We start from the raw sequence: 24092 nt of genomic DNA on the forward strand, positions 1-24092 counted from the left end.
TTATGAAGCAATTTCACCAGTTTTTGTATCATCTTGATTGTACGTATCATGATCTAATTCACCAAGCCATTTACTTGAAATAAGACCAGCTGTCATAGAACCACTTACGTTAAGAGCTGTACGCCCCATATCGATTAATGGCTCAACCGAGATAACAAGAGCAACAATACCGATTGGTAAGTTCATTGTAGATAGTACGATTAACGCTGCGAATGTTGCACCGCCACCAACTCCGGCAACACCGAATGAGCTAATAGCAACGACAGCGATTAAAGTTAAAATAAATTGTGGTTGTAATGGATCAATTCCTACAGTTGGAGCGACCATCATTGCAAGCATTGCTGGATAAATACCTGCGCAACCGTTTTGTCCGATAGATACTCCGAATGAAGCAGCGAAGTTTGCTATCCCTTCGGAAATACCAAGCTTTTCTTTTTGCGCTTCAATATTTAATGGCATTGCACCAGCACTAGAGCGAGATGTGAATGCGAATGTTAATACAGGGAATACCTTTTTTAAATATTGAATTGGATTTAAACCAGATAGAGCAATTAATAATAAGTGGATAATGAACATTACGATAAGTGCTACGTAAGATGCTAACACGAAGTTACCAAGTTTTAAAATGGCATTTATATCGCTACCAGCAACTGTTTTTGCCATAAGAGCTAATACGCCGTATGGAGTAAGACGTAAAATTAATGTTACCATACGCATTACGATTGCATATACAGCATCAAGCATCTTCTTAAATAATTCTGCTTGTTCTGGGTATTTTCGTTTTACACCTATAAAGGCAATGCCGATAAAGGCTGCAAATATTACAACAGAAATTGTTGATGTTGGACGAGCGCCTGTTAAATCAAGAAACGGATTTGTAGGCAATAGCTCTAATAATTTATCTGGAATTGTTGTCTTTTCAATGGAAGTAAATCTTTCTTCAACTAGTTTCAGACGAGCAGATTCTGCATCACCTTGTTGTAGGCCTGTTGCTGAGACATCAAAGCCTGCACTTGCAGCGATACCGACAGCTGCAGCAATACCTGTAGTAAGAATTAAAATTCCGATAATAAGACCACTGATTTTACCAAGGTTTTTCGTTAATTGTAATTTTGTAAATGCTGAAATAATAGATACTAAAATAAGTGGCATAACGATCATTTGAAGTAATTTCACATAACCGTTACCGATTAAGCTAAACCAAGTATTTGATTCAATAATTACTTTAGAAGTTGGCTCATAAATAAATTGTAATATAAGACCGAATATAATTCCGACTCCTAAAGCAGTAAATACACGTTTATTAAAAGATACATGCTTACGTTGCATATAATATAATACGCCAACTAAGATGAGCATGACTGCAACGTTAATTCCGACAAGCAGTGTATTCATGTTGATTCCCCCTAATTCCAATCTGTTATATAGAATATAAGGTAATAAAACCTATAAGTCAACTAGGAAATTCCGGAATTAAAAAAAGATGGCAATTTGCCATCTTTTAATGTCCAGCCCCAGGGACAAGTAAAAATGTCGTGTAGTATGTAAATCCTATGAAGAAAACAGTTAAATATGCCCCGAATACGTATATATACATACGCTCTGTCAATTTTAAATAGCTTAAAAGTACGAAGAAACCTGTTTGTCCTAAAAATAGTAGTGCAGCCTGTTGCATATCTCCTACGTAAAACATAACCGAGAAAATTCCAGTCCAAAAGCCGAGAACGCGAAACATACGATCCATGCTATCCCCTCCTTTTCTAGAAAAAGTAAAACCTCTTTTCATTATAGTTTATTTTTCTTACTATTGTAAATATTCGTTCATATAAAAAAGAAGCCTTTGAAATTGGCTTCTTTTTTATATGAAATTTAAATGGACATTTTATAATTACAAGATTTACATCCATCTAATAGACTATCATTTCGAGTTAATTCCATGTTAGGGAATAAGATTTCAAAAATTCCTTTCATCATATCTCCGTGCATGTTACAAATTTCAGTTGGATGATGAACAGCAACTTCTTTAAATGGACAATTGTGTACATCATAGAAAATTTTTGTTCCATCTGCACTTAATTCAAATGCAGGTGATAAGCCGGCTGTTGAGAAAGCTTCTTTTGCAATTTGAACTTTTTGTTCCACTGTTAAAGCATCTTCACTCACATTTAAACGCAGCATATGTTGTTGCATTAATTCGGCCCCGAATTGTTTTCCTGTTTCGTATAGCGCTTTCTCACCAGTAGCGCCAAGGCTAAGTAAAGAATTAAATGCTATTCTTGCTAACAATTGATAATCACGGAATGGAAATTGCAATTGAATAACATCTTCAGATAAGACATATAATCTGCTTGGTCTTCCGCCTTTTCCAGTTTTCTTCGTTTCCGATTTAAGCATATGAACATCTTCTAATTTAGATAAATGTAAACGCGCTACGTTTGGATGAATATCGAATTCATCTGCAATTTCTTGTACAGTTACGTAACTATGTTTTTGCGAAATATATTTATAAATGTAATAACGAGTTGGGTCAGCTAAAACACCTGTAATTTTTAAAGCTTGTTCCATGAGGATCTCCACCTTTATCACTTTATCCAAGATAATAACATTATAATACAGATAAACATTAGTATAGGTAATTTCAGACAATAATTCGGAAATTGTTCATAATTTCACAAACATATTTTTCCTTTTTGTTCTATTGAAAATACAAAAATCCAAATTTTTATTGTGCATATTTTCATGCTATATACATAGTGAGGAGGGAAAAGTGATGAATGGGATCGAAATTTTTGCGAATACAATTTTAAAAGAAGCGTGTAGAGTACAAGCGTCGGATTTACATATTGTGCCCCGGCAGAAGGATGTAGCGGTGCAACTACGTATAGGAAAAGATTTAATGACGAGACAATGTATTGAAAAGGAGTTTGGAGAAAAACTTGTCTCACATTTTAAATTTTTAGCATCTATGGATATAGGAGAGAAGCGGAAGCCACAAAATGGTTCGTTGTATTTGCAAATTGATGGACAAGAAGTGTACTTACGCCTTTCAACACTTCCAACAGTATACCAAGAAAGTCTCGTGATTCGCCTTCATTTACAAGCATCTGTTCAGCCCTTATCACATCTTTCGTTATTTCCAAGTACGGCAGAAAAACTACTCTCGTTTTTACGCTATTCACAGGGGCTACTCGTGTTTACTGGACCGACTGGATCTGGGAAGACAACGACAATGTATGCATTATTAGAGGTAATTAGAAAAAAGAAAACACGTCGCATCATTACACTTGAAGATCCGGTTGAAAAAAGAAATGACGATGTATTACAAATTCAAATAAATGAAAAAGCGGGTCTCACATATGAAACAGGATTAAAGGCTATTTTACGTCATGATCCAGATATTATTTTAGTCGGTGAAATCCGTGATGAAGAAACAGCAAAAATAGCTATAAGAGCAAGTTTGACAGGACATTTAGTAATGACAACGCTGCATACGAATGATGCGAAAGGAGCAATTATTCGTTTCATGGATTATGGTATAACGGGACAAGAGATTGAACAGTCTTTATTGGCTGTAGCTGCACAGCGACTTGTCGAATTGAAGTGTCCGTTTTGCAGAGGAAAGTGCTCAACTTTATGTAAATCAATGAGGCAAGTAAGGCAAGCAAGCATCTATGAGCTGCTATATGGATATGAGTTAAAACAAGCGCTTAAAGAAGCAAATGGAGAATGTGTTACTTACACACATGAGACTTTAGAATCATCAATACGAAAAGGATATGCTTTAGGCTTTTTAGAAGATGATGTTTATGTTTAAGAAAACATGGACTTTAAGTGATCAAGTAGTATTGTTGAAACGTTTAGGAGAACTATTAGAAAAAGGCTACTCTCTTTTACAAGCGTTAGAATTTTTACAGTTGCAATTACCTGTAGAAAAGAAAGTACAATTGCAGCGCATGATTGAGGGGTTAAAAGATGGGAAAAGTCTACACGATTCTTTTCATCAGTTAAGGTTTCATCAGGACATGTTAAGTTATTTATTTTATGCCGAGCAACATGGTGATATTTCTTTTGCCTTGCAACAAGGAAGTGCACTTCTTTATAAGAAGGATAAGTATAGGAAAGACATGATGAAAATAATGCAGTACCCTATGTTTTTAGTGTTTTTTCTAATAATCATGCTTTTTATTTTTAATCTCATCTTATTACCCCAGGTTAAAATGATTTATAGTTCGTTCGGTTCTACCACGCCACTACTTACAGAACGAATTTTAAGTGCAATAAAATTGCTACCTTACATTATTTTCACCGCTATTTTAACTGTAATCATTGGATGTAGTTTATATATGTTGTATTTTAGGAAACTTCCACATATTAGACAGGTAAAAATCATGCTTCGTATTCCCCTCATCAAAACATTTCTTATTTTAAAGCATTCGCATTATTTTGCTACTCAGTTGAGTGGTTTATTAAATGGCGGACTATCAGTATGCGAAGCTTTAACAATAATGATGGAGCAAAGATATCATCCGTTCTTTCAATATGAAGCGAGCCGGATTGAAAGACAATTAATTGCAGGAGAACAGTTACAATCTATCATTGCTAAAAGTGGGTATTACGAGAAAGAACTTTCTTATATTATTACGCATGGACAAGCAAACGGAAATTTAGCGATTGAATTAGGTGATTATAGCGACCTTATTATAGAAAAGATGGAACGGAAAATTAAACATATGTTAGTTATCATTCAGCCTATTTTATTTACATGTATTGGAGGAATCGTTGTTCTTATGTATTTAGCGATGATTATGCCGATGTTTCAAATGATGAATTCTATTTAGGGGGCATTTGTATGCAGAATGAGGAAGGATTTACTCTGTTAGAGATGCTATTAGTTATGGTTGTTATAACTATATTATTACTATTAATTATTCCGAATGTAGTTACACAGCGCTCATCGGTTCAAGGAAAAGGATGTGCGGCTTACGTAAAATCTATAGAAGCACAAATACAAGTATACCAATTACAGCATAATAAAATTCCATCATTAAAAGAACTGACAGATGAAAAGTATATTACAACTGACAAGTGTCCGAATGGCGAATCTATTCATATTTCAGATGATGGCACAGTATCAACTAGGGCATTGTGAAACAAAAAGGATTTACTCTTTTAGAAATGTTACTCGTTTTATTTGTTATTTCGGTATTAAGCGTAGTTACGTATTTTAGTGTTCATTCTTTATACGAGCGACAAAAAGTTGAACAATTTTTGAGACAGTTTTCAAATGATATTTTGTATATGCAGCAATTAGCGATAAACCGTCAAAAGCACTATACATTACGTTGGCATAAAGATAGAAATATGTATGCTATAAAAGAGTCAGGTACAAAGTATTATATCATCAAGAGAGAGTATGAAGAGGATATACAAATTGATTTGCATACGTTTCCAAATCCGATGACATATAATCCAAGCGGAAATATTAATAGAGGTGGTACGATTTTACTTTCGTATCGAAATTATAAATATGAAATTGTATTTCAGCTTGGGAGAGGGAGATTTACGTATCGTGAAATGTCAAAAAGGATCGATAATGGCTGAAATGATTGTATCGTTAAGTGTTTTAATGATGGCTGTATCGTTACTACTACCGCAAACAGTATTAGTTATGCAGGAAAGAAAAAATATACAAATTCGTTATAAAGCATCTGGATTATTAAAAAAAGAAGCAGCTATATATATGTATGAAAATAAAGAAAAGCGAATAATAGAAAAGAATATAAATGGAATTGTGTATTACACATATTGGGGAGGCAATGAAGTTTGTACCATGTGGAGAGATGTGAAAGACAGGATGATCGAAAAATGCTTTTATGCAGGAGAAAAAATAGATTAGAATTTGGATTTTCATTAATAGAAATGATTGTATGTTTGTTTCTATTATCAATATTTTTTTTACTCTTTCCCCGCCTACATTTCATTGGAATGGAAAATAAACAGTCAAAAGGATTAAATGATTGGGAGTGGGATGTGTTTCTAGGACAAATGCAATTGGAATTTCGTGAAGTATCATCTGGAGAACAGCTAGCCTTTGAAAATGGAGAAAGTATTTTACGATTCCGATCGCGTAATGGGGGCGCAGTGTCGTATGAAAAAGAGAATAGTCGTCTTATAAGAAAGGTAAATAGGCGCGGGAGGGAAGTTGTTTTACAAAATATTGGAACGGTTTCTTACAAACTAACACCACATTTACTCATTATAAATGTGAAAGATACTAGCGGGAAAATATATGAAGGGGTAGTTATGCGATATAGTGAAATGGAAATGAATGTATGAGAGGGCAAAATGGGTTTACAATGCCTGGAACGCTCATCTTTCTTATTTTATTAACTTCTTTTTTTATATACGAAACAAATATGTTACTTACAGATAAAAATTTTTATATAGAAATAGAACAAAAGTTTTTACTGGATGAATTACTTAACCGATCTATTACAGATATAAAAAAAGACTTACAGCACAAAGAAAAAGAAGATACATTTTTCTTCCAGTATGAAAAGGGAGAAGCGAGTGGAAATTATGTCTTTGAAAATGATTCAATTCTCGTTGCGTTGCAGTGCAAACTCAAACAGGAAGTTTTCTATACCGTGAGCTTTCGGTATAGAAAAAAGGATGGAAAAATAGTCGATTGGATAGAAGGATGAATATGTAAAATATACGGATAGGAACCATGATTATCCATTGTGAATGGGGTTGATTTTTTAGAAGAAATGGATAAATATAATGTTTAAAAGTTTAAATTTTCTCAAAAAAGAGAAAGGTAGAAAGAATATGATATATTCATGCTATCCAATCATTATTTTTAGGGAGAATAGGGAAATGACAAACAATAATCAAATAGGTGAAAATAAAGAACAAACTATTTTTGATCATAAAGGAAATACGATTATGACAGAAGATAGAGAAATACAAATTATTTCAAAATTTGAAGAACCTCTTATTGTCGTATTAGGAAATGTGCTAAGTAACGAAGAATGCGATGAATTGATTGAAATGTCTAAAAATAAGATGAAACGTTCTACAATTGGTTCATCACGTGATGTAAATGATATCCGAACAAGTAGCGGTGCATTTTTGGAAGAGAATGAACTTACTTCGAAGATTGAAAAACGAATTTCATCTATCATGAATGTTCCTGCGTCGCATGGTGAAGGATTGCACATTTTAAATTATGAAGTGGATCAACAATATAAAGCACACTATGATTATTTTGCGGAACATAGTAGATCAGCTGCTAATAATCGTATCAGTACTCTTGTGATGTACTTAAATGATGTAGAAGAAGGCGGGGAAACATTCTTCCCGAAATTAAATCTCTCTGTACACCCTAGAAAGGGAATGGCAGTATACTTTGAGTATTTTTATCAAGATCAATCACTAAATGAGCTTACGTTACACGGAGGAGCACCTGTAACGAAAGGCGAGAAATGGATTGCAACGCAGTGGGTGAGAAGAGGTACTTATAAGTAAAAGCGAGTATGTTACGTTTTGTTCTTCACAGTATAAGAAGAACAAAACGTTTTTTTTATTAAACAAAGTAGCATCTTTCGTTATAATAACAAGTAATAAATGACGATTGAGAGGACCGAAAATGAAATCTATATACATAACCGGCTATATGGGAGCAGGGAAAACAACAATTGGAAAAGCGTTAAGTAAAGAACTTCAAATGGATGTTGTAGATACAGATCAAAAAATCGAAGAAAAGCAAGAGAAGGTAATTCGAAATATTTTTGCCGAAGAAGGCGAAATGGCTTTTCGGGAATATGAAAGCGAAATGTTACGTTCACTACCAGTTTATAATGTCATTATTACAACTGGTGGAGGAATTATTGAACGAGCGGAAAATCGCAAGTGGATGAAAGAGAACGGAACTGTCGTGTATTTATATTGTGATCCGCATGTAATTGCAGAAAGACTTCGTGAAGATACGACACGTCCACTATTTCAAAAGAAAGATATAGATGCATTTGTAATGAAATTTGAATCGCGCCGAGCTTATTATGAGGAGGCGGAGATTTATATTGATACGACAAATAAGTCGGTAGAACAAATTATGATTGAATTAAAGGAGAAGATTAATGTATAAAAAAGTGGATATACTAATCAAGTAGAGGTGATGATAATATGTCTACTAATGATTATGTTCGCTTTGTGACGCAGCAGTTTGTGTCGTATATGGATGCTCCAAAAGAAGATCGAAAACAAAAGAAAGAACAACGCCGTGCTGAAAAAGAGCCATTTATGAATAAATGGTTTGGTGTTATGCCGCTGAGCGCTGCTTTGTTTTATCGAAACGTAAAAAGTAAAAGCAAAAAATCAAGTTAAATTTTAGTCATATGTCTAGCAAAATAAAGATCTCCTAGTGTCGTAATACACTAGGAGATCTTTATTTACTGCACGGATTCTTGTTCTTCCGTAACGGCATGTATTTTATTGTTCACCCATACGAACCCTATTCCAATACAAATAGAAATGCCCCAGCCGACAGCGGTCATAATCGCTCTCATTTCACCGTAGCCATCTACACCAAAAACAGAGATGAAATAAATTTTTAAAAAGCTTTTTAATATAAATTGCAGCCCGAAAAATAGCGTTAAATATTGCAGTGCTGGATATATACGACTATCACGATAAAGCTCACGACTTTTATCACGATCATGGCCTTGCAGCGCTGCAATATCCGCAGCAAAGTATAACATGAGTGGTTTTTTTATGAAAATTGTACAGATGACGATAATACCGAGTACGATGTGATAATATGCATCGTTCCACAACATTCGTTCAGCCGATCCAGATAATAAATCTACTGTCGTATTAGCGATGAGTGTGATTAAAATAAAGAACCCTGTCACGTTAAATTGCTTTTCCTTCTTAAACATATACAGTGTATAAACAATCCCAGGGACAGATGAGATTAACATTGCGTAATAAGGATCGATATAAGGTTTTGCAAATTTCCAAATGAGGAATGGGATTACGAGATAGAAGACGATATCTAATATAGCTTTTTTATTTTGATTCATACAACTCCTCCTTAAGTCATACATATATTTTATAATATAATTTCTGAAAATTATATAAGGTTTAATGGGAAAAGCAAAAGTATATTAAAGTTTTGGGAATTAGTAGATTAAAAAAATTGCCCCTAGCGTAGTAAGTTTTTTTAGTATATAATAAAGGAAACGCTTTCATTTTTGGTTTGTTCACAAAATGGACGGAAAATCACATATTTACTATCGATATGTTGCTTTATAATGAAACTAATTAAATATACATGCATACAATATTGTGAAATAAATAACATAAATAATCTATATAAATGTAAACGTTATCAAAAAAAGAGAGGTGGAGACAATGAGTAAATTTTTCTTCAATCATAATCCAGCAACAGTAGAGGATGGAAGGCTTGTTAAATATGCTGAAATTATTTATGGAGAAGGTGGCCGTTCTGTATTAGAAAATTTAATGGTGAAGGCATCTATCAGATTGCGTGATCGTTATCCGAATAAATCTGACGAGCAGATCTCGAACCTAGTAAATAAAGGTATCCATGATATGTTTCAAAAATATGTGAGCGAGTAAGAGTAGCCAATGGCTGCTCTTATTTTTTTGTATAAGGATTGTATCTCTAGCTGAAAATAAGCGTGTATTTTGAAATACATAAAAAGGAGTGAAAAAGATGAGCAATGGAATTGGACGTTCGAAAGAAAATCTTCCAACTGATGCAAATCATGTAAGCGCAAAGGATCGCGCGTATCAAAAACGTATGGCAAAGCAAAAACAACAAGAGCGTAATGAAGATAGAGAGTAACTCAAAATAAAGCTCCTTCTAAAGCAGAAGGAGCTTTTTTAAGATAGAAAATGATTCGCGGTAATATAAAAAAGGCCCCCGTTAATAATTTGCACTGTAATACGTGGTTCATACTGTTCTTGCAGGGCTTGTTTTTCAATTTCATAGCTTTCAGGAAGTTCTTCACTTTCTTCATAAAAACGGTTTAAAAGGTCTAAATCGTGATTCCAGCGCACTCTTGCTTCTTTGGCCCACGTATGGTCATCTTCTGCAATTATATTTTTTAAGGCGTCTTCTATACGTTGTAAACCACTTTGGGGTTTAATGATAGGCGAGAGCGTAAAACAAAAGTCAGGTATTTTTGGTGTAAGTTTAATGTTAGTTAATGTTTCATGAAAGTTTGCCATCATTGTTCCAGAAATGAGATGAATACCAATGGAGTGAAGGATGTCTTTTTTTCGATCACATTGATAGGAAACTTTTATATTAATACCGAGCCAAGGGTGGAGTGGTGTATGTGTTGCCCCGTTATGTCTTACATCCTCATATAAACGTATGTAAGAGCCTAATTCTTTTGTCGTTTGGAAAATTTGATGCAGTCGTGGTGAACCGTAGTGAATAAGTTCGCCATCGTTTTCTTCGTTTTCTGGATTTGTAATAAGAGTAAGGCGCATCGGATTCGGTACGCCTCCTGTTTTTTCAAGATAGTGCCAATAAAAAGGACGATTCATTAATAATTTGTCCATTTCAATTGTTAACTGCACGTCTAATAAGTGAGGGGAGCGCCCTAAAATTTCACAGTTATTCGCCTCAAAGAAATTGTATAAGTAATTATGGATTTCATGTTGCTGCATAGCCTTGCACCTCAGCTTCATTTCGTTTCGCAAAGTCGATAATAGATGTTAAGTTTTCCATCTTAATTCGAATTTCACCTTCGCTTTTTGATTGCGCGAAAATTTCTTGAATATGTGCATCGATGTTTTTCATATTAATTCTCGTTAAAATTTCATCGAGTTCACCGATAACACGCTCAAATAAGTTGATTTTTTCATATAACAGTTTCAGAATATGTTCTTCAACGGTATGCTTTGTAGCTAAGTTATAAATATGAACATCATTTTTTTGTCCAAGACGGTGAATACGTCCAATTCTTTGTTCAAGACGCATTGGATTCCATGGCAAATCATAATTAATCATATGGCTACAAAACTGTAAGTTAATGCCTTCCCCGCCAGCTTCCGTTGCAATTAACACTTGAGCACGAGTTTGGAAAAGTTCCTTCATCCAATCTTTCTTCCCGCGTTTAAATCCACCGCGGAATGGTACGGAAGAAATACCGTGTTGTTGTAAAAACCATTGTAAGTACATTTGTGATGCTCGGTATTCCGTGAAAATGACGACTTTATCGTCAATTTCTTTTATAAGTTCTAGAGCTTTAGTTGCTTTCGAGTTAAAAGGAATATGATTAATTTTATCCATTAGCACATCAATATGGGGATCCTTTATGTAATGTTCATTTTCCTTCTGTCGTTTTTCTACATGTTTTTTTAATGAATAGTAAACAGCCTCACGACTACTACACGCTTCTCGTTTTAAAGTTAATGATGAGAAAGCAGATGTGAAGGAATCTTGTCCTCGCCAATTTTCAATATCGTTATACAAAGCTTGCTCCTCTTCATTAAACTCAACAAAAATTGTACGTACATGTCTCTTTGGCCAATCGATACCGGTATTATGTCGTCTATTTCGCACCATTACTTTGTTAATAAGAGCTTTTAAGTCTTCATCTGATTCGGCTGAACGATTTTTTGAAGCGTAGTATTCTTCAAAGTTAGATTGATTGCCTAAATGTCCTGGTTTTAATAAAGAAACAAGGTTGAAAATTTCATCAATCTTATTTTGAACAGGAGTTGCGGTTAGTAATAAACAAAACTTCTTTTTTAATCGTTGTGCAAATTCATAGTTTTTTGTTTTATTATTTTTTAGTTTATGTGCTTCATCGATAATAATAAGGTCATATTCTAAGTTCAAAACGATATCGCGATGTGGTGAACGTTTCGCGGTATCAATTGATGAGACGATTACGTCAGCTTGTTCCCACGAGTAGCTTTTCTTTTGAGCGACAGCGGGAATGAAAAACTTTGTATTTAGTTCGTATGCCCATTGTGATACGAGAGAGGCGGGGACGAGTATGAGTACCTTTTTCACAAGCCCACGCACCATATATTCTTTTAAAATTAGTCCAGCTTCAATCGTTTTTCCAAGCCCTACTTCATCTGCTAGAATCGCTTTACCATTCATTTGTTCAATCACATTTTGAGCGACTTCTAATTGATGAGGAAGCGGTGTGAAATGGGATAAATGTTTCGGTGCTTGTAGTCCATCAAAAGTAGGAACAAGTAACGATTTTTCTGTTTCATAAGCTAAGTGATATAAATCCCAGTTTGTCCAAGGGCCATCTTCGTCAATTCTATTTAAAAAATTGTTTTGCCACGTCCGATCTACGGAAATATCGACATTCATTACGACTCTCCCACCTTTTATAAACTAAAGTAATTATTTTTTAATGTATGATGATTTGCCTTAAAAGAAGGCATGATTATCGTTATTAAAGGCTATATGATAGACAATAATAAAGTGTTAAATCTCAAAAGCTGTATTTATTGATTTTTAACATAAAAAATTCTAAATTATTTTTTATGCTAGAATATTGATGAAATATAGCGAATGATGTTAGGATAATGGTGTGAAATGTGTGGAATCTTTCGTATTTTATCCAAGAAAGTGATTTTTTATTTACGCTTTCATAAAAAAATATAATGAGATTCCGTATATCCTATCTTTTCAGAATGAAAATGTTTAGAAAAGGGAAACAACTTTTATTGATTTGTCAAAGCATAAGGGGGAGAGAGCATGATTACATTACAACGTACACCGTTATTTGATGTATACGCGAAGTATGGTGGGAAAACAATCGACTTCGGTGGTTGGGAATTACCAGTTCAATTTTCAAGCATTAAAGAAGAACACGAAGCTGTACGTACAGCGGCAGGTTTGTTTGATGTTTCTCATATGGGAGAAGTTGAAGTAAAAGGTGTAGATAGTTTAGCATTTTTACAACGTGTTGTTACAAATGACGTATCTACCTTAAAGGTAGGGGGCGCACAATATACAGCGATGTGCTATGAAAATGGTGGCACAGTAGATGATTTATTAATCTACAAACGTGGTGAAGAAGACTATTTATTAGTAATCAATGCATCAAATATCGAGAAAGATTACGAATGGTTAGCAAGTCATGTAATTGGCGATGCGACAGTAGTCAATGTTTCTAGTGAAGTTGCACAGCTTGCAATTCAAGGACCAAAAGCAGAAGGCATTTTACAAAAAGTTGTGTCAGAAGATTTGAAAGAAATTAAGTTCTTTAAATTTAAAAACGATATTCTTGTAGATGGAATTCCAGCACTAGTATCTCGTACAGGTTACACAGGTGAAGATGGATTCGAAATTTACTGTAAGAGTGAAGAGGCTGCAAAACTTTGGGAGAAACTTCTTGAAGTTGGAGCAGAAGAGGGCTTAAAAGCATGTGGTTTAGGTGCTCGTGATACACTTCGCTTCGAAGCAACATTACCACTTTATGGACAAGAATTATCAAAAGATATTACACCGATTGAAGCTGGAATTGGCTTTGCGGTAAAACCAAATAAAGAAGCAGACTTCTTTGGAAAAGAAACGTTAAAAGAGCAAAAAGACAACGGTGCTCCTCGTAAATTAGTCGGCATCGAAGTAATCGAACGCGGTATTCCTCGTACGCATTACCCTGTATTTATTGGTGAAGAAAAAATCGGGGAAGTAACGAGTGGTACACAATCTCCAACGTTAAAGAAAAGCATTGGTTTAGCACTAATTGATGTGAAATACGCAGCAGTTGATACAGAAGTAGAAATTGAAATTCGTAATAAACGCGTCAAAGCAGTAGTTGTTCCAACACCATTTTACAAACGTTCAAAGTAACGGGGAGAGGGGTAGATTTCATGTTGCATCGTTATCTTCCAATGACAGAAGAAGACAAAAAAGAAATGTTACAAACGATCGGAGTTCAAACGATTGATGAATTATTCTCGGATATTCCAGAGAGTGTTCGCTTTAAAGGGGATTTAAAAATTAAAGAAGCAAAATCAGAGCCGGAGCTTTTAAAAGAGCTATCTCAAATGGCTAGTAAAAATGCTAACTTAAAAGAATACGCTTCTTTCTTAGGAGCAGGCGTATACGATCATTATGCTCCAGTAATTGTAGATCATGTTATTTCTCGCTCAGAATTTTATACAGCTTACACGCCATACCAACCGGAAATTTCACAAGGGGAATTACAAGCAATCTTTGAATTCCAAACAATGATTTGTGAATTGACAGGAATGGATGTAGCAAACTCTTCTATGTATGACGGAGGTACAGCTTTAGCTGAAGCGGCAATGTTAGCAGCTGGCCATACTCGTAAAAAGAAAATTCTTGTATCTAGCGCGGTTCACCCAGAATCAAGAGCAGTACTTGAAACGTATGCAAAAGGTCAACATCTTGAAGTTGTTGAAATTAATCATAAAGATGGTGTAACAGATTTAGACGTATTACAAAGTGAAGTGGATGATACAGTTGCTTGTGTAATCGTTCAATATCCAAACTTCTTCGGACAAGTTGAAAAATTAGCTGATATTGAAAAAATCGTTCATCAACAAAAATCATTATTTATCGTTTCTTCAAATCCATTATCATTAGGTGCATTAACACCACCAGGGAAATTTGGTGCTGATGTTGTAATCGGTGATGCACAACCATTCGGTATTCCAACGCAGTTTGGTGGACCGCATTGTGGTTACTTTGCAACAACGAAAGCATTTATGCGTAAAATTCCAGGACGTCTTGTTGGACAAACTGTAGATTCAGATGGTAAACGTGGATTTGTATTAACGTTACAAGCACGTGAACAGCATATTCGCCGTGATAAAGCGACGTCTAACATTTGTTCAAACCAAGCGTTAAATGCATTAGCAGCTTCTGTTGCAATGACGGCACTTGGAAAACAAGGTGTGAAAGAAATGGCATGTCAAAATATTTCTAAAGCACAATATGCAAAACGTCAATTTGAAGCGAAAGGCTTCACAGTAACATTTGCTGGGCCATTCTTCAATGAGTTTGTTGTAGATTGCAAACGTCCAGTGAAAGAAGTAAATGATGCATTATTACAAAAGAATATTATCGGCGGTTACGACCTAGGCCGTGATTATAAAGAGCATGAAAACCATATGCTTGTAGCAGTAACTGAACTTCGTACAAAAGAGGAAATTGACACACTTGTAAACGAAATGGGGGCTATCCAATGAAGAACCAAGACCAAGCACTTATTTTTGAAGTGACTAAAGAAGGACGCGTAGGATATAGCTTACCCAAATTAGATGTAGAAGAAGTGAAACTAGAAGATGTGTTTGAGAGTGATTATATTCGAGTAGAAGATGCAGAGCTACCAGAAGTATCTGAACTTGATATTATGCGCCACTATACAGCACTTTCAAACCGTAACCACGGTGTTGATTCTGGATTCTATCCACTTGGATCTTGTACGATGAAATATAATCCGAAGATTAATGAGAGTGTAGCTCGTTTCGCAGGATTTGCAAATATTCATCCACTGCAAGATGAAAAGACAGTACAAGGTGCAATGGAATTAATGTACGACTTACAGGAGCATTTAATTGAAATTACAGGTATGGATACTGTTACTTTACAACCAGCAGCTGGTGCACACGGAGAATGGACAGGTTTAATGTTAATTCGTGCATACCATGAAGCGAATGGTGACTTTAACCGTACGAAAGTAATTGTGCCTGACTCTGCTCACGGAACGAATCCAGCATCTGCAACTGTAGCTGGTTTTGAAACAATTACAGTAAAATCAAATGAAAATGGCCTTGTTGATTTAGAAGACTTAAAACGTGTTGTCAATGAAGAAACAGCAGCACTTATGTTAACAAATCCTAATACATTAGGTCTATTCGAAGAAAATATTTTAGAAATGGCAGAAATCGTCCATAATGCGGGCGGTAAATTATACTATGATGGTGCAAACTTAAATGCGGTATTAAGCCAAGCGCGCCCAGGAGATATGGGATTTGACGTTGTGCATTTAAACCTTCATAAAACATTTACAGGTCCGCATGGCGGCGGCGGTCCAGGTTCTGGTCCAGTAGGTGTGAAAGCTGATTTAATTCCGTACTTGCCAAAACCAATTTTAGAGAAAACGGAAAATGGCTACCACTTCAACTACGACCGTCCAGAAGCAATTGGACGCGTGAAACCATTCTATGGTAACTTCGGTATTAACGTTCGTGCATACACGTATATTCGCTCTATGGGTCCAGATGGACTACGTGCGGTAACTGAGTATGCTGTATTAAATGCGAACTATATGATGAGAAGATTAGCGCCATTCTACGATCTTCCATTCGATAGACATTGTAAGCATGAATTTGTATTATCAGGTCGTCGTCAAAAGAAACTTGGTGTACGTACATTAGATATTGCAAAACGTCTGCTTGATTTTGGTTACCATCCACCAACAATTTACTTCCCATTAAATGTGGAAGAATGTATTATGATTGAGCCGACAGAAACAGAATCAAAAGAAACATTAGATGGTTTCATTGATAAGATGATTCAAATCGCTAAAGAAGTAGAAGAAAATCCAGAAGTTGTACAAGAAGCACCGCATACGACAGTCATTAAACGTTTAGACGAAACGATGGCTGCACGTAAACCAGTTTTACGTTATGCAAAGCCAGCTCCTGTACAAGTTTGATTAGAATAACAAAGGAAGAACTCGCTGAGGCGGGTTCTTTTTTTGTATGGAGAATTTGTGCAGAAATAGTGAAGAAAATGTTAAAAAATTATATTTTTTGTTTTCTAATGGTGCAAAGGTGTAGTTTTATAGGTAGTTTTGTTGAAAAAGTCGGTTTGATAAAAGTATTTATTTTTGTTAGAATTTTATTGAAATTAAGAAGATGTGATGAGGCGAAAATTACTCATTTTTATGTATATGTGAAAAAACGAGCAAGATGGAGGTGAAAGTGTGGGATATCGATGTTATAGAATGGTATACCATTTAGAAAATGGAGAAACAATTAAAGATGTAAAAGAATTTTGTTATCGTGACCAAGGAAAAGTGTTAGAAAGAGTAGCGCATCGTGTAATGGATAATAGAGAAGTGACGGCAATTGATAAACAAGGAACAATCATTTCAATAGCATGTGAGGACATTGTAAAGGTGGAACTTGATTACATAACAGAAAGTTAACCTTGAGTCATATCGAATTATTCGATACAATATACTGTTGAATGGTGAAGTGAGAAGAGAGGAGTTTATCATGGGTAGTACAAGACACTTTTATATGTTTATCTTAGCGTTTGTTCTTGTTGTGGCATTAACGATTTATTTAATCGTTGATAGCAGCTGGTACAACACAGTTCATCCGGCATTCCTTCTGTTTATGTATATAGGAATTGCAGTAGTAAGTTTCGGAATGAGAGACGAGATGTTAGATCGCTTTGAAAAGTGATACATATACGAAAGACCAACAGGAAAATGTTGGTCTTTTTTTCTTGCCAAAAATAGGATGGTGTGTATATACTGTGTATATAAGATATATACAGTATATACACACACTGGAGGAAAACATGAATATTATTATTTCGAATTCTTCCCAAGACCCTATTTATGTGCAAATAAGAAAACAATTAAGCCAGCTTATTTTAAATGGTGGTTTAAAGGGTGGAGACCAATTACCGTCTATTCGTAGCTTAGCGAAGGAATTACAAATTAGTGTAATTACAACGAAGCGTGCGTACGAGGAGCTTGAAAAAGAAGGATATATAGAAACTGTTGCTGGGAAGGGGACTTATGTTTCACGTAAAAATAATGAACTACTAAAAGAACAGCGGCTACGTCTATTGGAAAGTAAGGCTGAAGAAATCGTAAAAGAAAGTAAAGTGTTGCAGCTTTCACTTGAAGAATTGCAGCAGATGATCGCGTTTTTATATAAGGGGGAATAAGGGATGCTAGAGTTAAAAAAAGTTTGTAAAAGTTATGAAGATTTCGCAGTGAAAAATATAAGTTTTACATTGCCACGCGGATATATTATGGGGTTTGTCGGACCGAATGGTGCTGGAAAAAGTACGACAATCAAAATGATTATGAATTTAATTAGAAAAGATAGCGGTGATATAAAAATTTTTGGTAAGGACAACAAGAAAGCCGAAAAGGAAATAAAACAAAATATCGGCTTTGTATATGATGAAAATCATTACTACGAAGATTTAACGTGTGAGCAAATGAAGCGTATTATCGCACCGTTATATAAAAAGTGGGACGAAGAGCAGTATCAATCGTATATGCATAGATTGCAAGTTCCAAAGTATAAAAAAATTAAAGAACTATCAAAAGGGATGAAAATGAAATTTGCGATTGCCATCGCACTCTCACACCACGCAGAGTTTATTATTATGGATGAACCGACAGCAGGATTAGATCCAGTTGTTCGAAGCGAATTGCTTGATATGTTGCAAGGAATTGTAATGGAAGATGAAGTATCTGTATTATTCTCAACGCACATTACAACAGACTTAGAGCGCATTGCGGATTATATTACGTTTATCAACGATGGAGAAATTATATTTAGTGGTGAGAAAGATGAATTGATGGAGAACTACGTAATTGTAAAGGGAAGCAATGATTTATTAGATCAAGAAGGAAAAGAGCTATTTGTTGGATTACGAAAAAATAAATTTGGTTTCGAAGGTTTAGCGAAGGATAAACAAGCAATTATCGATTGGTTTGGAAATGAGGTTGTATTAGAAAAACCTACATTAGATGATATTATCGTTTACACTGCGAAAGGGAGAGGTGCCTATGCGTCAGCTCGTATATAAAGATTTGTTCTTTTTTCGGGTAACTTGGTTAGTGAATCTTGTTGTTCCCTTTGTGTTATTTATGTTAGATCCAGGTGGTGAATTGTTATTTTCGATGAGTTGTCTATTTATAACCCTTTCTTCTGTTATGACGCTAATCTTTATGGATGAAAGAAATAAAAGTGACATTGTTATAAATAGTTTACCGGTAAGTCGAAAGGATATCATTATTGCTAGATATATCTCCTGTGCAATATTCATTGTAGGCGGCATACTTTCTACGGTGTTAGTTGTTTTTCTTATAAGAGGTATTGTGGTTATTGGTGATATCGGTGCATATCATCCTAATCTATACATTGAAATTCCATGGTATGAAGTCATAAATGGAGCTGTTTACGCCGTATTTTTTGTTGTGACATTTTTTCCAAGTTATTATGTTACAAAGTCAAAGATAGCACGAAGTATAGTGTCAGGAGTATCAATGGCAGTTGGTGGAATTGCTTGGATATTTATAGGAGATGGACTGAATGAAACAACGTCATCATTCAGTAATTGGATTATGAATCCTTCGAACATTTTCTTGCTTATAGTTTGGGCGATTATATTAGTTAGTGTGTATATCGCTTCTATGTTTCTTACAATTAAAATTTACGGAGCACGTGATTTATAGAGAGGAGAATTTATATGCAGCAATTGATTTTGAAGGAGTTTTTCTTGCAGAAGAAGATGTTTCTTTTATATTTTTTAATACCTATTTTCTCCGTTTTTAGGAATCCGGTCCAACCCATGGGGATTGCAATAGGGTTATTTATAACATGTAGTACGATTATATATATTTCTTTTTATTATGAAGAGAAAAGTAAAACAGAAAAAATATTAGTGAGTTTGCCTATAACGAGAACAGAGATAGTTATAGCTAAATATATTGCAAGTTCATTATTTATTATGGCTGGTTTGAGTACAACTTTTATAGTCATAATATTAGGAAATATTCTATTGAACAGAGATATAGTTATGCCTGGATATGCAATATTTTCAGCAATAGTAGCAACTTTAATCTATTGTGTTGTAACGATACCCGCTAATTACATTGGAGGATATAAAGCTACTTCTGTTTTGAATGTTATTATGATTTTGCCTTTAACAGGTATGATTGGCCTTATGTGCAATATTTTTGGTGATAAAACAATTATGCTAAAAGTACTCCACTCTCAAGAGGCTACACTAGCAATGGGTGTTCTTGGTACTGGAGTGTTAGTAAGTATAGTCATATCAATGTTCCTCTCAATGAAAATGTTTCAGGAGGCAGAGTTATAGAAGTGACATTTTCATATTAGGAGGTGTAATACATGATCAAGCAACTAATTTTAAAAGATTTCATCATTCAATGGAAATTTTTAATGTGGTACATACTATATCCTATTCTCTTTTATATGGCTTTCAAAGATACGGAAAATGTATTCATAATTATGTCGTTCATTTTTACAGTTATGGCAACGATAAAAACATTTGAAGCAGATAGTAAAAATGAGAGCGAAGTTATAGTAAATAGTTTGCCAATATTGAGAAAACAAATTGTATATGCGAAATATATAGTAGCAATTATTATTCTTTTTATAAGCGTAACGGTCGGTTGCTTCACGATGGGAATGAAGAATGGGGTTAACCTATTTGAATTTATTGAAACGACAATGGTTGCTAGTATTAGCTTTATTTTAGTGTATTTAAGTTTGGTTTTACCGCTAGCGTTTTGGCTAGGTTATAAGAAAACTATTTTTATTACGATCGTAATATTCATGGCACCAATTGTTACTTTAGAAGCTTTGTTTCAAATCAATTTGGAACAAATTCAATTATATAATAGCTTGTTATTCGTTAGTTCAATATGCATGTTCATAGCATCGGTTTTCGTTTCAGTAAAAATATATGAAAAAAGAGAATTTTAAAAGGTGCCTCATAAAAGGCACCTTCTTCAATAACGACAATACGAGAGCAGTAGTTTATAAAAAGAAATGTTATTTGGTACATCTTTCGGAGTATGTAATATAAAGCTGAAAACGATAACGAGAATGAGAAAGAGGAAAAATAAAAATAGGATCTGCTTATGTATAGAATTTTGCATATCATTCACTCCTTTTTTAGGTAGTATGTCCAAAAGGAAGGAGTGTATGAAAAATTTTAGGAGGGAGAAGGATGAACAAAAGAAAATGGTTATATAGAATAGGGGTACTTTTCGTTTCAATCGGTCTCATATTAGCAAATTTTTATTCAGATATACCATCGCCATTTCCTAATTTGCATAAGGGGATTGGTATAAGTATTGTTATAGTTGGTCTGTTTTATCTTATCGCATCAAACTTCTATAGAAAGTCTAAATGAATATAAAAAAGGACAGCTACTCTTTTTCGGAAGAACTGTCCTTTTTAAATAACTTATTCCATAGTTTGGCGATACTCCATATAATGACGATTGCAATGGAGGCAATAATGGACCAAACGATTGATATAATTTCAAGTGTCATGTTAGGAAGGAAGGTGAGAATGGATACTACTTTATGAAACAATGATTCTATTATATGAAAACTTATTTGTAATAGAATGACGATACCAAGAGTGATCCATGCTAACACTTTCTTTCCTTTTTCTTTCCACATGACATTCACCTCACGTTAGCTTAATAGTTTTAAGCCAACAGCGCCGCATAGAATGCAGCTTAAGAAGGCAAGACGGCGCCAATCCGCTGATTCTCGGAAAATAAGAATACCTAGAAGTGCACTTCCGGCAGTTCCGATTCCAGTCCAAATCGCGTAAGCAGTTCCCATCGGTAACGTGTTCATTGCAAGAGATAAGAAGAAGAAGCTTACGCCGAAGTTAGCGATTAAGATAACTTTTGGTGCCCAGCCTTTCTTTTCAGTGGCTACTTTCATAAAGAGTACACCAATAATTTCACAAATACCAGCTAGAATTAAAAATACCCAAGCCATTTTATGCAGCCTCCTTCGCTTCTTTTTCTTCTGTTACTCGTTTTAGACCAATTACTCCGAAGAAGATTAAACCGATTAATAAAACTTTTACAATAGAGAATGGCTCCCCGAAAATGAAAATTTCTGTAAGAACGATTCCACCAGCTCCAATTCCTGTAAAGACTGCGTATACAGTACCGACAGGTAAATCTTTATAAGCTCTAAATAATAAGACGAAACTAATTGCAATTAATAGAGCAACACCAGCCCACTCAAGTGGTGCCTCCGCTTTTTTTAGTCCAATCACCCAAAAGATTTCAATAATACCAGCTATGATTACATAAATCCATGCCATATGTCATTTCTCCTTCCTACCAGTCGTTAGGTAAAGGGCTTAAAAACGACGCATTGCAAAGGAGCAATCCGTCAGTTTGAAAGTCCGCGCCAAAATACTTTCCAAGAAGCGTCTAGACGTGTCTCAAAACGATTTAAACCTGCGTATAGTAGTTCAACCATAAGACCGTCGAGTAAGCATAGAAAAGCCTCTAAGGCGTCTTTTACTTCAATGTTATGCAGCTCATCTCGTTCGCTTGCTCTTTTAAATACAGGGAATAAAAGTTTTCCGACGTTTTCAATGTGTACATTTGCTTTATCAATAATTTGTTCGCGAAATGCATCAGGCGGAAAATAAGAAGTTCGTAACCAAAACATTGATTCTTCACTTTCACCAAAGCGTTTTGCATAGCCTTTTAATAATTTTAAAAGCAATTTTTCAGTGGACGAATTGGAAAAGTTTTCGATATCGTTTGTAAAGCTCTGTAAATCTTTTTGAAGAGCGGATTCCAAGCATATAAAATAGAGCTCTTCTTTTCCTTTAAAGTGTGCGTAAATCGATGGTTTTTTAATCCCAACTTCTTGAGCAATATTTGCTAATGAAGTTCCTTCGTAGCCGTAGCGTGCGAAATGAGAAAGTGCTACAGCTTTAATGCGATTTGCTGTCATTTTCATCCCCTACCTACCGTTCGTTAGGTTCATTATATGAGATGGGAAATATAAAGTCAATAGGTGAAGAACTAAAAAAGAGCGCTATAGTTAACGCTCCTTTTTAAATTGTTTTTCGTTCAATTAAATGGAATGGAAGTTCTTCTGAGTTCCCAGTTATTTGTTCGGCCTGTATTTGTTTATGGAATAAGGTAAAAGCTCGTGATCCCATCGTGAGACCAGGATGTTCAATAGTTGAAATTTCTAATGCCTTTGAAATTTCATGGTTATCGAATCCTAAAATGGCGAGATCTTCAGGGACACGTATACCATGTTTTTTTGCCTCTGTTAGTAAACCGGCAGCTACTTGATCATTTGCTGTGAAAATAGCGGTTGGACGATTTTTCATATGTAAAATACGATGGAGTACTTGTGCCCCGTCCTGCATTGTATAGCATTGGTGAAAAATCCATTCAGGATGCAGCGTTTTCCCTCCGTTACGAAGTGTATCGGCGAACGCTTTTTCACGCTCCATGGAATTTACACTTGTTTTTCTTGCTAAACAGATTCCGATTTTTTCATGGCCTTTACTAAGTAAATAGGCAGTGCCGAGACGGAAGCCTTCATAATGATCTACGTAGATGGATGAAATGAGGGGATGGTTCATTTTTTCACATGAAATAATAGGGGCAAATTTTGCGAAAGGTTCAATTTGTTCCCAAGAGCTCGTTCGGGAGCAAATAATCATCCCATCAAATTGTTTCATTTTCATCATTTCAAGAACACGAATTTCTTCAAGGCTATCGTAATTCGTTTGACATAAATTAATATGATACCCAGCTAATAAGGCTTCGTTACCGATTCCTTCAATAATCGTACTGAAGTAGGGGAGGTTAATGAACGGGAGCATAACGCCAATTGTATATGTTTTCCCTCTTATTAAATGAACAGCATTTATATTTTTTGCGTAGTTTAATTCTTCAACAGCATCTAGAACACGCTTACGCTTTTCTTCTTTTACGTAAGGGTGATTATTCAGGACACGAGAAACAGTTGATATCGATACACCAGCAGTTTTAGCAATTTGTTTTATATTGGCCATATGTATCACCTCTTTCCCTTATTATAAAGGGAAAATAATAAGAAAGAAAAAATCTTGACCTGAAAAGCTTTTCACAAACTATGGTATGAATAAGGCTTCCTTTTATTCGCGTAACCTTTTCACTTGGGCGTAAGAATGATAGGGGTCTTTTTTGTTTGCAAAAAGTGTTGTCAAAATGTGTGAGAATAACGTGGAAAGTTTTCAAAGGTGGAGTTTGGTGACAAAGCGAATATGAAGAG

General features: G+C 34.9%; 35 protein-coding genes. 23 read left to right on the forward strand and 12 right to left on the reverse strand.

Translation table 11 applies throughout. The features are described 5' to 3' along the window. The 3 genes from COK05_RS19105 to COK05_RS19115 form a co-directional block, all read right to left on the reverse strand. Entirely contained in the window at positions 1 to 1395 is a 1395-nt protein-coding gene (locus tag COK05_RS19105; protein ID WP_098613849.1) for an L-cystine transporter, read from the reverse strand. A 106-nt stretch (positions 1396 to 1501) separates the two neighbouring features. Continuing rightward, positions 1502 to 1744, reverse strand: coding sequence for a DUF2626 domain-containing protein (locus COK05_RS19110; RefSeq protein ID WP_000375619.1), 243 nt, complete (start codon positions 1742 to 1744; stop codon positions 1502 to 1504). A gap of 125 nt (positions 1745 to 1869) precedes the next feature. Next, entirely contained in the window at positions 1870 to 2565 is a 696-nt protein-coding gene (locus tag COK05_RS19115) for a helix-turn-helix transcriptional regulator (RefSeq protein WP_098613850.1), read from the reverse strand. A 205-nt stretch (positions 2566 to 2770) separates the two neighbouring features. Between COK05_RS19115 and comGA the strand changes: the two genes are divergently transcribed. The 10 genes from comGA to COK05_RS19165 all read left to right on the forward strand — a co-directional run bounded on the left by comGA (position 2771) and on the right by COK05_RS19165 (position 8388). After that, positions 2771 to 3814: a competence type IV pilus ATPase ComGA gene (gene comGA, locus COK05_RS19120; RefSeq protein WP_098613851.1), complete on the forward strand. Its 1044-nt coding sequence runs from the start codon at positions 2771 to 2773 to the stop codon at positions 3812 to 3814. Continuing rightward, positions 3807 to 4838, forward strand: a complete 1032-nt coding sequence (comGB, locus tag COK05_RS19125) for a competence type IV pilus assembly protein ComGB (RefSeq protein ID WP_098613852.1) — start codon at positions 3807 to 3809, stop codon at positions 4836 to 4838. Before comGA ends, comGB begins: the two co-directional genes overlap by 8 nt. An 11-nt stretch (positions 4839 to 4849) precedes the next feature. Beyond that, positions 4850 to 5149 (forward strand): competence type IV pilus major pilin ComGC, encoded by a 300-nt coding sequence (gene comGC, locus COK05_RS19130; protein ID WP_098613853.1) that lies wholly within the window; start codon positions 4850 to 4852, stop codon positions 5147 to 5149. Beyond that, positions 5146 to 5601: a competence type IV pilus minor pilin ComGD gene (gene comGD, locus COK05_RS19135; RefSeq protein WP_098613854.1), complete on the forward strand. Its 456-nt coding sequence runs from the start codon at positions 5146 to 5148 to the stop codon at positions 5599 to 5601. The genes comGC and comGD overlap by 4 nt, the downstream gene beginning before the upstream one ends. Next, on the forward strand, positions 5594 to 5896 hold the full coding sequence (locus tag COK05_RS19140) for a type II secretion system protein (RefSeq protein WP_141539175.1): 303 nt from the start codon (positions 5594 to 5596) through the stop codon (positions 5894 to 5896). The genes comGD and COK05_RS19140 overlap by 8 nt, the downstream gene beginning before the upstream one ends. Beyond that, positions 5866 to 6336: a competence type IV pilus minor pilin ComGF gene (gene comGF, locus COK05_RS19145; protein ID WP_141539163.1), complete on the forward strand. Its 471-nt coding sequence runs from the start codon at positions 5866 to 5868 to the stop codon at positions 6334 to 6336. Before COK05_RS19140 ends, comGF begins: the two co-directional genes overlap by 31 nt. Next, on the forward strand, positions 6333 to 6704 hold the full coding sequence (gene comGG / locus COK05_RS19150) for a competence type IV pilus minor pilin ComGG (RefSeq protein WP_098613856.1): 372 nt from the start codon (positions 6333 to 6335) through the stop codon (positions 6702 to 6704). The genes comGF and comGG overlap by 4 nt, the downstream gene beginning before the upstream one ends. A 175-nt stretch (positions 6705 to 6879) precedes the next feature. Continuing rightward, positions 6880 to 7530 (forward strand): 2OG-Fe(II) oxygenase, encoded by a 651-nt coding sequence (locus COK05_RS19155; RefSeq protein WP_141539164.1) that lies wholly within the window; start codon positions 6880 to 6882, stop codon positions 7528 to 7530. Between the two features lie 121 nt (positions 7531 to 7651). Next, a complete protein-coding gene (locus COK05_RS19160; RefSeq protein WP_098613858.1) occupies positions 7652 to 8149 on the forward strand; it encodes a shikimate kinase in 498 nt (165 codons plus the stop codon). 38 nt (positions 8150 to 8187) lie between these two features. After that, positions 8188 to 8388 (forward strand): YqzE family protein, encoded by a 201-nt coding sequence (locus COK05_RS19165; RefSeq protein WP_098613859.1) that lies wholly within the window; start codon positions 8188 to 8190, stop codon positions 8386 to 8388. A gap of 65 nt (positions 8389 to 8453) precedes the next feature. Here the strand turns inward: COK05_RS19165 and COK05_RS19170 are convergent, their stop codons facing one another. Then, entirely contained in the window at positions 8454 to 9086 is a 633-nt protein-coding gene (locus COK05_RS19170; RefSeq protein WP_098613860.1) for a VC0807 family protein, read from the reverse strand. 140 nt (positions 9087 to 9226) lie between these two features. Continuing rightward, positions 9227 to 9343 carry a hypothetical protein gene (locus tag COK05_RS19175; RefSeq protein ID WP_003279814.1) on the reverse strand — a complete coding sequence of 39 codons (117 nt, stop codon included), beginning with the start codon at positions 9341 to 9343 and terminating at the stop codon, positions 9227 to 9229. Between the two features lie 74 nt (positions 9344 to 9417). Here COK05_RS19175 and COK05_RS19180 point away from each other — a divergent pair, with 74 nt between their 5' ends. Further along, positions 9418 to 9645: a hypothetical protein gene (locus COK05_RS19180; RefSeq protein ID WP_000032702.1), complete on the forward strand. Its 228-nt coding sequence runs from the start codon at positions 9418 to 9420 to the stop codon at positions 9643 to 9645. Between the two features lie 97 nt (positions 9646 to 9742). After that, positions 9743 to 9874, forward strand: coding sequence for a hypothetical protein (locus tag COK05_RS31840; protein ID WP_000064668.1), 132 nt, complete (start codon positions 9743 to 9745; stop codon positions 9872 to 9874). A gap of 38 nt (positions 9875 to 9912) precedes the next feature. Here the strand turns inward: COK05_RS31840 and COK05_RS19190 are convergent, their stop codons facing one another. Next, a complete protein-coding gene (locus COK05_RS19190) occupies positions 9913 to 10707 on the reverse strand; it encodes a YqhG family protein (protein ID WP_098613861.1) in 795 nt (264 codons plus the stop codon). Continuing rightward, complete coding sequence (locus COK05_RS19195; protein WP_098613862.1) at positions 10694 to 12376, reverse strand: DEAD/DEAH box helicase; 1683 nt, start codon at positions 12374 to 12376, stop codon at positions 10694 to 10696. Before COK05_RS19195 ends, COK05_RS19190 begins: the two co-directional genes overlap by 14 nt. Positions 12377 to 12766: 390 nt before the next feature. Between COK05_RS19195 and gcvT the strand changes: the two genes are divergently transcribed. The 11 genes from gcvT (at position 12767) to COK05_RS19260 (ending at position 21187) form a co-directional block, all read left to right on the forward strand. Continuing rightward, positions 12767 to 13867 (forward strand): glycine cleavage system aminomethyltransferase GcvT, encoded by a 1101-nt coding sequence (gene gcvT / locus COK05_RS19200; RefSeq protein WP_098613863.1) that lies wholly within the window; start codon positions 12767 to 12769, stop codon positions 13865 to 13867. A gap of 20 nt (positions 13868 to 13887) precedes the next feature. Further along, entirely contained in the window at positions 13888 to 15231 is a 1344-nt protein-coding gene (gene gcvPA / locus COK05_RS19205) for an aminomethyl-transferring glycine dehydrogenase subunit 1 (RefSeq protein ID WP_098613864.1), read from the forward strand. After that, positions 15228 to 16703 carry an aminomethyl-transferring glycine dehydrogenase subunit 2 gene (gcvPB, locus tag COK05_RS19210; RefSeq protein ID WP_000795712.1) on the forward strand — a complete coding sequence of 492 codons (1476 nt, stop codon included), beginning with the start codon at positions 15228 to 15230 and terminating at the stop codon, positions 16701 to 16703. Before gcvPA ends, gcvPB begins: the two co-directional genes overlap by 4 nt. 291 nt (positions 16704 to 16994) lie before the next feature. Continuing rightward, positions 16995 to 17198, forward strand: a complete 204-nt coding sequence (locus COK05_RS19220; RefSeq protein ID WP_000262495.1) for a DUF3929 family protein — start codon at positions 16995 to 16997, stop codon at positions 17196 to 17198. 70 nt (positions 17199 to 17268) lie between these two features. Continuing rightward, complete coding sequence (locus COK05_RS19225) at positions 17269 to 17460, forward strand: hypothetical protein (protein ID WP_000535933.1); 192 nt, start codon at positions 17269 to 17271, stop codon at positions 17458 to 17460. Between the two features lie 118 nt (positions 17461 to 17578). After that, positions 17579 to 17953 carry a GntR family transcriptional regulator gene (locus COK05_RS19230; RefSeq protein WP_001021350.1) on the forward strand — a complete coding sequence of 125 codons (375 nt, stop codon included), beginning with the start codon at positions 17579 to 17581 and terminating at the stop codon, positions 17951 to 17953. Between the two features lie 3 nt (positions 17954 to 17956). Then, entirely contained in the window at positions 17957 to 18829 is an 873-nt protein-coding gene (locus COK05_RS19235; protein ID WP_098613865.1) for an ABC transporter ATP-binding protein, read from the forward strand. Beyond that, the gene (locus COK05_RS19240) at positions 18810 to 19478 is read left to right on the forward strand and encodes an ABC-2 transporter permease (protein WP_098613866.1); all 669 of its coding nucleotides are present in this window, start codon (positions 18810 to 18812) and stop codon (positions 19476 to 19478) included. The genes COK05_RS19235 and COK05_RS19240 overlap by 20 nt, the downstream gene beginning before the upstream one ends. 14 nt (positions 19479 to 19492) lie before the next feature. Further along, positions 19493 to 20125 (forward strand): ABC-2 transporter permease, encoded by a 633-nt coding sequence (locus tag COK05_RS19245; RefSeq protein ID WP_098613867.1) that lies wholly within the window; start codon positions 19493 to 19495, stop codon positions 20123 to 20125. Between the two features lie 32 nt (positions 20126 to 20157). Then, positions 20158 to 20754, forward strand: a complete 597-nt coding sequence (locus COK05_RS19250) for an ABC-2 transporter permease (protein ID WP_141539165.1) — start codon at positions 20158 to 20160, stop codon at positions 20752 to 20754. Between the two features lie 247 nt (positions 20755 to 21001). Further along, positions 21002 to 21187 carry a hypothetical protein gene (locus COK05_RS19260; RefSeq protein WP_098613869.1) on the forward strand — a complete coding sequence of 62 codons (186 nt, stop codon included), beginning with the start codon at positions 21002 to 21004 and terminating at the stop codon, positions 21185 to 21187. Between the two features lie 16 nt (positions 21188 to 21203). On the opposite strand, the gene COK05_RS19265 is transcribed toward COK05_RS19260, so the two are convergent. The 5 genes from COK05_RS19265 to COK05_RS19285 all read right to left on the reverse strand — a co-directional run bounded on the left by COK05_RS19265 (position 21204) and on the right by COK05_RS19285 (position 23853). Beyond that, entirely contained in the window at positions 21204 to 21461 is a 258-nt protein-coding gene (locus COK05_RS19265) for a DUF3975 family protein (RefSeq protein ID WP_098613870.1), read from the reverse strand. 15 nt (positions 21462 to 21476) lie between these two features. Next, the gene (locus COK05_RS19270) at positions 21477 to 21791 is read right to left on the reverse strand and encodes a DMT family transporter (RefSeq protein WP_000312623.1); all 315 of its coding nucleotides are present in this window, start codon (positions 21789 to 21791) and stop codon (positions 21477 to 21479) included. Between the two features lies 1 nt (position 21792). Further along, positions 21793 to 22125, reverse strand: a complete 333-nt coding sequence (locus COK05_RS19275) for a DMT family transporter (protein WP_098613871.1) — start codon at positions 22123 to 22125, stop codon at positions 21793 to 21795. Positions 22126 to 22196: 71 nt separating this feature from the next. After that, a complete protein-coding gene (locus tag COK05_RS19280) occupies positions 22197 to 22778 on the reverse strand; it encodes a TetR/AcrR family transcriptional regulator (protein ID WP_141539166.1) in 582 nt (193 codons plus the stop codon). A 97-nt stretch (positions 22779 to 22875) separates the two neighbouring features. Further along, positions 22876 to 23853 carry a LacI family DNA-binding transcriptional regulator gene (locus tag COK05_RS19285; RefSeq protein WP_098613873.1) on the reverse strand — a complete coding sequence of 326 codons (978 nt, stop codon included), beginning with the start codon at positions 23851 to 23853 and terminating at the stop codon, positions 22876 to 22878. Positions 23854 to 24092 lie beyond the last annotated feature (239 nt).

Origin of the sequence: Bacillus cereus, from assembly GCF_002567495.1 — a bacterium.
Lineage (GTDB): Bacteria > Bacillota > Bacilli > Bacillales > Bacillaceae_G > Bacillus_A > Bacillus_A cereus_AQ.

Coding starts and splice junctions, on each gene's coding strand:
- COK05_RS19105 (WP_098613849.1), bottom strand. CDS start 1,395: ATGAATACACTGCTTGTCGGAATTAACGTTGCAGTCATGCTCATCTTA.
- COK05_RS19110 (WP_000375619.1), bottom strand. CDS start 1,744: ATGGATCGTATGTTTCGCGTTCTCGGCTTTTGGACTGGAATTTTCTCG.
- COK05_RS19115 (WP_098613850.1), bottom strand. CDS start 2,565: ATGGAACAAGCTTTAAAAATTACAGGTGTTTTAGCTGACCCAACTCGT.
- comGA (WP_098613851.1), top strand. CDS start 2,771: ATGAATGGGATCGAAATTTTTGCGAATACAATTTTAAAAGAAGCGTGT.
- comGB (WP_098613852.1), top strand. CDS start 3,807: ATGTTTAAGAAAACATGGACTTTAAGTGATCAAGTAGTATTGTTGAAA.
- comGC (WP_098613853.1), top strand. CDS start 4,850: ATGCAGAATGAGGAAGGATTTACTCTGTTAGAGATGCTATTAGTTATG.
- COK05_RS19140 (WP_141539175.1), top strand. CDS start 5,594: ATGGCTGAAATGATTGTATCGTTAAGTGTTTTAATGATGGCTGTATCG.
- comGF (WP_141539163.1), top strand. CDS start 5,866: ATGCTTTTATGCAGGAGAAAAAATAGATTAGAATTTGGATTTTCATTA.
- comGG (WP_098613856.1), top strand. CDS start 6,333: ATGAGAGGGCAAAATGGGTTTACAATGCCTGGAACGCTCATCTTTCTT.
- COK05_RS19155 (WP_141539164.1), top strand. CDS start 6,880: ATGACAAACAATAATCAAATAGGTGAAAATAAAGAACAAACTATTTTT.
- COK05_RS19160 (WP_098613858.1), top strand. CDS start 7,652: ATGAAATCTATATACATAACCGGCTATATGGGAGCAGGGAAAACAACA.
- COK05_RS19165 (WP_098613859.1), top strand. CDS start 8,188: ATGTCTACTAATGATTATGTTCGCTTTGTGACGCAGCAGTTTGTGTCG.
- COK05_RS19170 (WP_098613860.1), bottom strand. CDS start 9,086: ATGAATCAAAATAAAAAAGCTATATTAGATATCGTCTTCTATCTCGTA.
- COK05_RS19175 (WP_003279814.1), bottom strand. CDS start 9,343: ATGCATGTATATTTAATTAGTTTCATTATAAAGCAACATATCGATAGT.
- COK05_RS19180 (WP_000032702.1), top strand. CDS start 9,418: ATGAGTAAATTTTTCTTCAATCATAATCCAGCAACAGTAGAGGATGGA.
- COK05_RS31840 (WP_000064668.1), top strand. CDS start 9,743: ATGAGCAATGGAATTGGACGTTCGAAAGAAAATCTTCCAACTGATGCA.
- COK05_RS19190 (WP_098613861.1), bottom strand. CDS start 10,707: ATGCAGCAACATGAAATCCATAATTACTTATACAATTTCTTTGAGGCG.
- COK05_RS19195 (WP_098613862.1), bottom strand. CDS start 12,376: ATGAATGTCGATATTTCCGTAGATCGGACGTGGCAAAACAATTTTTTA.
- gcvT (WP_098613863.1), top strand. CDS start 12,767: ATGATTACATTACAACGTACACCGTTATTTGATGTATACGCGAAGTAT.
- gcvPA (WP_098613864.1), top strand. CDS start 13,888: ATGTTGCATCGTTATCTTCCAATGACAGAAGAAGACAAAAAAGAAATG.
- gcvPB (WP_000795712.1), top strand. CDS start 15,228: ATGAAGAACCAAGACCAAGCACTTATTTTTGAAGTGACTAAAGAAGGA.
- COK05_RS19220 (WP_000262495.1), top strand. CDS start 16,995: ATGGTATACCATTTAGAAAATGGAGAAACAATTAAAGATGTAAAAGAA.
- COK05_RS19225 (WP_000535933.1), top strand. CDS start 17,269: ATGGGTAGTACAAGACACTTTTATATGTTTATCTTAGCGTTTGTTCTT.
- COK05_RS19230 (WP_001021350.1), top strand. CDS start 17,579: ATGAATATTATTATTTCGAATTCTTCCCAAGACCCTATTTATGTGCAA.
- COK05_RS19235 (WP_098613865.1), top strand. CDS start 17,957: ATGCTAGAGTTAAAAAAAGTTTGTAAAAGTTATGAAGATTTCGCAGTG.
- COK05_RS19240 (WP_098613866.1), top strand. CDS start 18,810: ATGCGTCAGCTCGTATATAAAGATTTGTTCTTTTTTCGGGTAACTTGG.
- COK05_RS19245 (WP_098613867.1), top strand. CDS start 19,493: ATGCAGCAATTGATTTTGAAGGAGTTTTTCTTGCAGAAGAAGATGTTT.
- COK05_RS19250 (WP_141539165.1), top strand. CDS start 20,158: ATGATCAAGCAACTAATTTTAAAAGATTTCATCATTCAATGGAAATTT.
- COK05_RS19260 (WP_098613869.1), top strand. CDS start 21,002: ATGAACAAAAGAAAATGGTTATATAGAATAGGGGTACTTTTCGTTTCA.
- COK05_RS19265 (WP_098613870.1), bottom strand. CDS start 21,461: ATGTGGAAAGAAAAAGGAAAGAAAGTGTTAGCATGGATCACTCTTGGT.
- COK05_RS19270 (WP_000312623.1), bottom strand. CDS start 21,791: ATGGCTTGGGTATTTTTAATTCTAGCTGGTATTTGTGAAATTATTGGT.
- COK05_RS19275 (WP_098613871.1), bottom strand. CDS start 22,125: ATGGCATGGATTTATGTAATCATAGCTGGTATTATTGAAATCTTTTGG.
- COK05_RS19280 (WP_141539166.1), bottom strand. CDS start 22,778: ATGAAAATGACAGCAAATCGCATTAAAGCTGTAGCACTTTCTCATTTC.
- COK05_RS19285 (WP_098613873.1), bottom strand. CDS start 23,853: ATGGCCAATATAAAACAAATTGCTAAAACTGCTGGTGTATCGATATCA.